This window comes from Streptomyces sp. SolWspMP-5a-2 (genome assembly GCF_900091845.1).
In the GTDB taxonomy this organism is placed as follows: domain Bacteria; phylum Actinomycetota; class Actinomycetes; order Streptomycetales; family Streptomycetaceae; genus Streptomyces; species Streptomyces doudnae.
Genome location: NZ_FMCI01000324.1, coordinates 1 through 7,662 on the forward strand (window position 1 = coordinate 1; position 7,662 = coordinate 7,662).

A 7,662-nucleotide genomic window follows, 5' to 3' on the forward strand; every position below is an offset into this window, starting at 1 on the left:
ACCGGGCCGGTGTCGGCGGCGGACGCGGTCCGGCGGACGTCCGGCGCGTCGGCGGTCGGGTCCGCGTGGCCTCCCCGAGCACCCCGGCGAGCCGGGTCGGGCCGGGTGCTGCCCAGCAGATGCCCGATGACCCGGTCGGGCACCGCCAACACCCTTGACAGCGGGGGTCGTTCGGGCTCGGTGACGTGCAGGAGGCCGCCCTCGACCAGCGGTGACCCGGGGGCGAGCCGGAACCGGGCGGCGGAAGCCCCGGCGAGCCCGCACAGTTCGAGGGCGAGCCCGACCGTGGGCCTGCGGCGGGTCAGGTCGTCGTTGAGGTAGCCGTAGAGCCGCTCGAACCGCGCGTCGAGGTCGGGAGCCACCGCGACCAGGAGCAGGTCCAGGTCGAGCGGGGTCAGGCCGAACCGCCGGGCGAGGCCGTCGAGGACGGACCCGGCGGTCGGCCGCCACGGGTCCGGCGCGGCGAGCCCGAGCCCGCCGGGTTCGGCGAGGACGCGATCGACGGCTTCGGGGGTGAGGTACTGGCCGCGGTACGGGTCGTCGGGGTCGGGGTCGCCGGCCCGCCGTGTCTCCACGGCCTGCCGCACCCGCTCCTCGACGAGGCCGAGCCGCGCCCAGAGGGGATCGGCGACGGACCCGGACGCGGCGGACCCGGCGCGGTGTTCGGTCTCGACGGGCATGGACTCCGTCTCGGGGAGAGGGTGTTCGGCGTCGACGGACATGGACTCATGCCCAGCGAGGAGGTGTTCGGCGTGGACGGGCATGGACTTCGTCCCGGCGAGGGGGTGTTCGGCGTCGACGGACATGGGCTCCGATCCTGCGGGGCGGTGTTCGGCGTGGACGAGCATGGACTTCGTCCCGGCGAAGGGATATTCGGCGTCGACGGACATGGACTCCGCTACGTCGTCGAGGCGTTCGGCATCACCTGCCACCGACTCCAACTCGTCGTCCCGGCGCTCGGCATCACCTGCCACCGACTCCGTTTCCGCGGGCGGGCTTTCGGTGGTGTGGGTCATGGCTGGCGGTCCCCTCTGCGGCGGCGGGCCGGGGCGGGGCCGCGTTCGCGGGGGCCCGCGAAGCCGCCGTCGGGGCCCGGGTCGGTGGTCTCCCGGTAGCGCAGACGGCGGCCGGGCGTCGGCTCGCCGGTGCCCTCGGCGCTGGCCGCCGAGCGCACCACGAGGCCCTCGGTGACCGGCGGCGCGGTGTCGGTCGTCACCCCGGCCAGCGGCGCGTTCACCCGCACCTGGAGCGACGCCTTCAGCTCGCCGCCGAGCGCGGACCACACGTCGGAGACGTCGGGGGCGCCGCGTCCCGCCCCGCCCGCGTCCAGGGCCACCGTCAGGCCCAGCTCGGCGAGGGTGCCGGTGAGCAGCCGGGTCGGCAGGGTGTCGCCGGACACCAGCGTGGCCAGCACCTGCGAGAGCAGCCGGTGTTCGTCCTGCGGGCGCCCCGCCCAGGCGGTGACCAGGTACGTCAGCTCGTACCAGCGCGGCGGGGTGCGCCGCGCGACCAGGGCGCCGTCGGCGTCGTGGACCTCCCCGGCGCCGCTGCCGCGCCGGGTGACGTCCTCCCGGATGTCGTAGAGGAAGACGCAGACGGTGGGGGCGCTGCGGCGGGCCGCCCAGTCCCGGGTGGGGGCGTCGAAGACCACCTCGACGCCGGACGCGGCCAGACCGCCGGACTCGTGGAGCAGCAGGCGCAGGCCCTCGTCGACCTCGTGGATCATCGGCGGGTCACCTCGTCCGGCGGCTGGACGGTGCCGCTGACCACCAGGAAGTCGGTGGTCACCGGGGAGAATCCGGGGCCTGTGGCGGTGATGACGCGGGGTCCTGTCTGGTCCTTGGCGAGGATGAGGAGCTGGCCGATGAAGGTGCCGTCCGGCAGCGGGACGGTGGGGGCGGCGGCCGCGGTGATGCCGGGTTTCCAGGTGAACCGCACCGGCACACCCGGCGGGAAGTCCTTGCCGCGCACCGAGGTGACGAAGCCGGGCTTGCCGATGTCGGGCACGGCGACGATGCGCGGCTGGAGGATGCGCAGGCGTTGCCTCGCGGTGTTGTCGCGCGGGTCGGCGTCCGTGCCGGTGGTGGTGAGGACTCCGGTGACCTCGCTGGTCAGCGCCTTGTCGGGGCGCAGGACGACCACGACGACGGTGCTCGCGCCGGGTCTCAGGTCGGGCAGTGCGCAGACCCAGGAGGTGTCGCAGCCCGGCGGGCGCCCGTCGTCCGGAATGTCCGGGGGCAGGCCGACGCGCAGCCGCAGTCCGGTGGCGAGGGCGTTGCGGCCGTTGCGGACGGTGTAGGTGACCACGACCCGGCCGCCGACGTAGCCGGGTTCGGGCCGCGCGGTGACCCGGACGCCGGGTCCGGCGTCGGGGGCGGGCGGGGTCGGGGGCGGTGGCGGCTGGGTCGTCGGCGGGGGCGGGGTCGGGGGTGACGTCGTCGGGGGCGGGGTGGGCGGCTGGGTGGGGGGCGTGGTCGCCTCGCGCACCGGGACCACGGTGCGCGCGGTGTTGTCGCCGGGCTCGGGGTCGAGGACCGTTCCGGTGACCGTCCAGTCGACGGGCCGGTCCCCGGCGGTGAGGCCGGTGAGGGTGACGTCCACGGTGACGGAGGCGCCGGGCGGGACCACGCCGACGTCGCACTGGAGGGAGGCGGCGTCGCAGGTGCCGCCCGGCCAGGTCAGCGCGGTGATCCGGACACCGGTCGCCGGGGCGACGGTCAGGGTGGTGCCCGGGGAGGCGGCGGGGCCGTTGTTCACCAGGTCGACGCCGATGGTGGTGGAGGTGGAGACGGTGACCTCGGGGGTGGTGGCCGGGGCGTGGACCGTGAGGTCGACGGACTGCTGGACGCTGGGCTCCTTCTGCCGCCCCGGGAGGGTGGCGGTGAGCGGGGTGAGGGCGCCGGAGGCGACGTCGAGCAGGCTCAGCTTCTCCGGGATGTCGACGGCGGCCCCGGAGCGCGAGCTGATCACCATGCTCGCGCCGTCGGCCGTCCACGCGGCGTCGCGGGGCTGGAACGGTCCGGCGGGCGGTGGCTCGGGGAGCGGCCTGCCGCAGGCGCCGGGCAGGTCGCGTGCGGTGGCGGGGGTCAGCACCCGGCAGTCGGCGCCGGTGGCGGAGGTGAGCAGGATGCCGCCGCCCTGGTCGACGACGCCGCCGCCGCTCTTGCGGTTGAAGGCGACGGAGGTGCCGTCCGGGGAGAACGCGGGGCTGTCGTCGATGACTTGGCAGCCGGGCGGGCAGACGCCGGCGCTCAGGTCGCGCTGCTGGTCGAGGTGGTCGACGGGCACGGTCCAGACGTGCTTGTTGCCGCCGTTGTCGTCGATCACCTCGCCCCGGGTGAACGCGAGGGTGGTCCCGTCGGACGACCAGGTGGGCTGTGCGTCGCGGCCCGTGTTCTCCCCGGCGGGCGGGGTGATCTCCCCGGTGATCGCGCCGCTCGCGGCGTCGGCGACGAGGATGCGGCTGGGCTCGCCGACCCCGCCCGGTGAGGTGCGGGTGAAGGCGAGGAACCTGCCGTCGGGGGAGAACGTCGGGTCGGTGTCCCAGTCGGTCGGGCCGCGTCCGGCGAGCAGCAGGGGCTGGGCGTTCGATCCGTCGGCGTCCGCGATCCAGATCCGTTCGATCCGGCCCGCCTGGGTGTCCTCGAACCGGGTGAGGACGATCCGGCGGCCGTCGGGCGTGTAGTTCTGCCGCTCGGTCCACGGGTCGTGCCCGGCGGCGGGCTGGAAGAGCGGGTCCTCGGCGGGGTCGGTGTTGGTGTCGGCCGCCGGGTCCTCCCGCAGGATCGTCAGCCCGAGATCGCGCGGGTCGGAGCCGTCGGCGCGGGCGTCCTGGAGGGTCACCTCGTGCGGTCCCGCCGCCGTGACGCGTTCGACGACGGGGACGCCGCCGTCGAGCGGGCCCGACCAGGTGACGGTGGTGACCTCCCGGTCCTCGTTCAGCACGAGGGAGGGGACCTGCTCGGTGTCGTGGGCGGTGGACCGGAACACGTGGTCCCAGTCGCCCTCGCACTCACAGGTGATCTCGGGGCTGAGGAAGAGCACCCCGTCCCCGTCGGGCAGCCACGCTGCCCCGTGGGCCCGCCACTGTGCCCGATCGCCCCCGAACAGCGGCCCGTCACCGGTCCCGTTCGCGTTGGTCACCCGCAGCCGGGGCGCCGGCTGCCCGTCGACGGTGGTGGTGGCGGTGTACGCGATCCAGTCCCGGTTCTCGTCGTCGTCCACCGGGTTCCACGCCGGTTCGGCGGCCGTGCCGTTCTCGGGGGAGGTGACGCGCAGGGCGGTGCCGCCGTCCAGCGGCCGCACGTAGATCTGCTGTCCGGCCAGCGGGTCGCTGTCGCTCGCGTACGCCAGCCGCCGCCCGTCGGGGGAGACGGTCGGGCCCTCCTCGTTCGCGGGGGTGTCGGTGAGCCGGGTCAGACCGGTGCCGTCGGTGTTCACCCGCCACAGGTCGCGCTGGGTGGCGCCGCCGACGCCGCCGGGTCCGGCGGCGTCGAAGACCACCGAGGCGCCGTCGGGGACGAGCCGGGGGTGTGCCGCGTCCATGCCGGTGGTGAGCCGCCGTACGGAGCCGTCGGCGGCCCGCAGGTAGATCTGCGGGGTCGGCTCGTCGCGCAGGCTCGCGAAGACCAACTGGGCACCCAGGGCGTTCGGTTGGACGTCCTGGTGGGCCGGGCCCGCGCCGAACAGCGGGGTGCTCGACGTGGTGGTGGCCACCTGGCCGAGGCTGCGGTGCCGGGTGCCGGCGTAGGCGATCCGGTTGCCCGTGGTGTCGGCGGCCACGGCTCGCGGCGCGGCCTTCGCGTCGACCGGACCGGAGGCCGCGGTCACCCCGAGCAGCGGGACGAGCAGCAGCAGCGACAGGCCGAGTCTTCCCGGGCGGTACCGCCCACCCCGGCCGGCGGTTCGCATGACGGGTCCCCCTCGCGCTCCGGTGCGGCACGTGGATGTGCCCCCGCCACCCTGCTCCGGCCGGGTACGCGGCGGCAGGGCGGCGGGGCGGTGTCCGGGGGAAACGCGCGGTGCGCTTTCGGGCAGCGCCGGCGCACCCCCGGCGTCAGATCAGCCCGTTGCGCATCGCGAAGCCCACCGCGTGGGCGCGGTTGCGGAGTTGGAGGCGGGTGGTGACCTCGTGCAGGACGTTCTTGACGGTTCTCTCGGAGTAGGAGGTCTTGCGGGCTATCTCCGCGGTGTCGAGGCCCTCCGACACCAGGCGCAGCATCTCCGCCTCGCGGGTGGTCAGGGTGGACAGGGACAGTCCCTGCGGGTCGAGCGCCGAACGCCGCAGGCCGCCGACGTGGGTGAGTAACTTGCCCAGCAGGTCCCCGGGGACCACGCCCTCGCCGTTGGCGGTCGCGAGGACCAGGCGGACCAGCCGGTCCTGGTCGGCCTCGGAGCGCCGCAGCACCGCCGCGACACCGCACTCGATGACGCGTTGCAGCGCGCCGGAGCCGAGGGTGCCGACCACCAGGCCGACATGGGTGCGGGAGTTGCGCCGCAGCCGCTTGAGCAGGGTGGCCACGTCGTCCTCGACGTGGTCCACGACCACCAGCGACACCTGGGCCCCCTCGGCGTCCGCCTCGGGGAGCAGGTCGACCTCGGGGCGCTGGCGCAGTTGCTGGACGACACCGAGGTGCAGGATCGGATCGGCGGCGTAGACGGCGACGGTCACCCGTTCCGCCGTGCCGGTGGAAGAGGCCCCGTGCCCGGAGCCGGTGGCGGTGTGCTCGTGGGACAGGAAGGCAGACATGGCCGGGGTGTTCTCCTCTGCGCAGAAAGGGGGGTTGCCTGTTCGTGCGGTCGTGACTGCGAGGATCGCCGGGGCGGGCGGGGGTCCGGAAGGCGGCGCGCGGAGGCCGACGGGTGCCATCAACGACCCTGCTCCGGGGTCGAGTTGACGGTGCCGTGGCGGGCACCACGACTGCCCGGGTGTTGCCCTCGCGCCCCTCGGCGCACTCCTCGGGGCGTTCCTACCGTGGTGGCGTGACGCCTTCTCCAGCCTCTTCCGGTCCCGGTGCGCCCGGACTCGACATCCCGGCCATGACGGTGACCCCGGGCGGCACCGCCACGACCAGCCTGACCGTCCGCAACGACAGCGACATCGTCGAGGCGTACACCCTGGAGGTCGTCGGGGACTGCGCGGCCTGGACGACCGTGGAACCCGCGCGGGTCTCCCTCTACCCGGGGACCCGTGAGACGGTGACGATCCGGCTGGAGCCACCGCGCTCCCCCGAGATCCGGGCCGGTGAACTGCCGCTGGCGGTACGGGTGCTGCCGACCGAGCGCCCCGACGACGTACGGGTCCCGGAGACCACGGTGCTGGTCGGGGAGTTCCACGAACTCCGCGCCGAGCTGCGGCCCCGCCGCCGGCGCGGCTGGCTGCGGGGCCGGTACCGGCTCGCGGTGCGCAACGAGGGCAACGTCCCGGTGACGGCGGGCTTCACCCCCGGGCAGGCGGGTGAGGAGCTGGCGTTCGCCTTCACCCCGGCCCGGCCGGGGCTGGAGCCCGGCGAGTCGGCCGAGGTCAGGCTGCGGGTCAGGACCGGCAGGCCGGTGTGGTTCGGCGCGCCGGTGGTGTGGCCGTTCACGCTGGCCGCCGCCCGGATCCGGGACCAGGACGCTCCTCACCCGGACGAGAGCGGCGACCCGCCGTCGCTGGACGCGGAGTTCGTCCAGATCCCGGTGTTCCCGAAGTGGCTGCTCGCCCTGCTCGCGGCGCTGCTCGCGCTGCTGATCGCCTGGTTCGCGCTGGTCCGCCCGGCGGTGCGCAGCGCGGCGAAGGAAGCGGCCAACGAGGTGGTCAACCCCCGGCCCACACCGGGAGGGGACCAGGGTGCCGAGGGCGCGACCGGCGGGGCCGGTTCGGGCGGCCGGGCCGGGGGCGGGGCGAGCCCCTCGCCCGGCGCCCCGGGCAGCGGGACGGAAGCCGGTTCCGGCGGGACCGGCGGCGGGGGCGGCATCGGTGGCGGCGGCCAGCAGAGTTCGGCCACCATCGATCTGGAGACGGCCAACGGGGAGACCAAGAAGGGCACGTACAAGGTGCCGGAGAAGACGGTCTTCGGCGTGACGGACATCGTCGTCGCCAACTTCCAGGGCGACGAAGGGGTGATGACGATCAGCTTCGGCGACCGTAAGATCACCACCATCGCTCTGGAGACCTTCCGCAACCAGGACTACCACTGGGTCACCCCCATCAAGATCCCGGCGAACGAGACAGTGACCATTGATGTGACGTGTGCGAAGCCGGGCACCCCGGCCACCGGCCGCAGTGCGCGGGGGTGCCACGAGGTCATGAACGTGAGCGGGGAGCTCACCAGCACCGAGCAGTGAACCGGACCAGGAACTTCCGATCATTTTCGATTGGTGCCGACCGCATCTGTAAAGAGCGATCGGGAATTCCGTCCAGAAATCGCCAACTCTGGCCTGAAGACTGAGCCTTTTCCACCCTGGCGGCGGTGCAGGTCACTTGGGCGGCTCCGCCCGCGACGAAGCTCCTGGCAGGAGGTGTCACGGTCGAGATCCACCGTGCCCCACCAGGAGCTTCACGTGCTCGTCCACCCGCCTGCGAGTGATCCGTCCAGCCGCGTACCGTCAGAAGCGCGTCGGTCCCCTCCGGGCGGGCTTGGCCCCGACGACGGCCAGGCCGGTCCTGAGCCCTCCGGG

4 protein-coding genes and 1 pseudogene are annotated in these 7,662 nt (G+C 74.4%); 1 reads left to right on the forward strand and 4 read right to left on the reverse strand.

The window, feature by feature from the left end; translation table 11 throughout:
* The 4 genes and pseudogenes from GA0115242_RS32195 to GA0115242_RS32210 form a co-directional block, all read right to left on the reverse strand.
* Nucleotides 1-1,016: pseudogene (locus GA0115242_RS32195) on the reverse strand (hypothetical protein); the annotation flags it as partial.
* The gene (locus GA0115242_RS32200; RefSeq protein WP_093834810.1) at nt 1,013-1,726 is read right to left on the reverse strand and encodes a DUF4255 domain-containing protein; all 714 of its coding nucleotides are present in this window, start codon (nt 1,724-1,726) and stop codon (nt 1,013-1,015) included. The gene GA0115242_RS32200 and the pseudogene GA0115242_RS32195, both read right to left, overlap by 4 nt.
* A complete protein-coding gene (locus GA0115242_RS32205; protein ID WP_093834812.1) occupies nt 1,723-4,911 on the reverse strand; it encodes a DUF11 domain-containing protein in 3,189 nt (1,062 codons plus the stop codon). The genes GA0115242_RS32200 and GA0115242_RS32205 overlap by 4 nt, the downstream gene beginning before the upstream one ends.
* 145 nt (nt 4,912-5,056) lie before the next feature.
* Nucleotides 5,057-5,749 carry a helix-turn-helix transcriptional regulator gene (locus GA0115242_RS32210; RefSeq protein WP_093834814.1) on the reverse strand — a complete coding sequence of 231 codons (693 nt, stop codon included), beginning with the start codon at nt 5,747-5,749 and terminating at the stop codon, nt 5,057-5,059.
* Between the two features lie 290 nt (nt 5,750-6,039).
* On the opposite strand from GA0115242_RS32210, the gene GA0115242_RS32215 reads away from it, so the two are divergent.
* Nucleotides 6,040-7,329 (forward strand): COG1470 family protein, encoded by a 1,290-nt coding sequence (locus GA0115242_RS32215; protein WP_093834816.1) that lies wholly within the window; start codon nt 6,040-6,042, stop codon nt 7,327-7,329.
* Nucleotides 7,330-7,662: the final 333 nt, after the last annotated feature.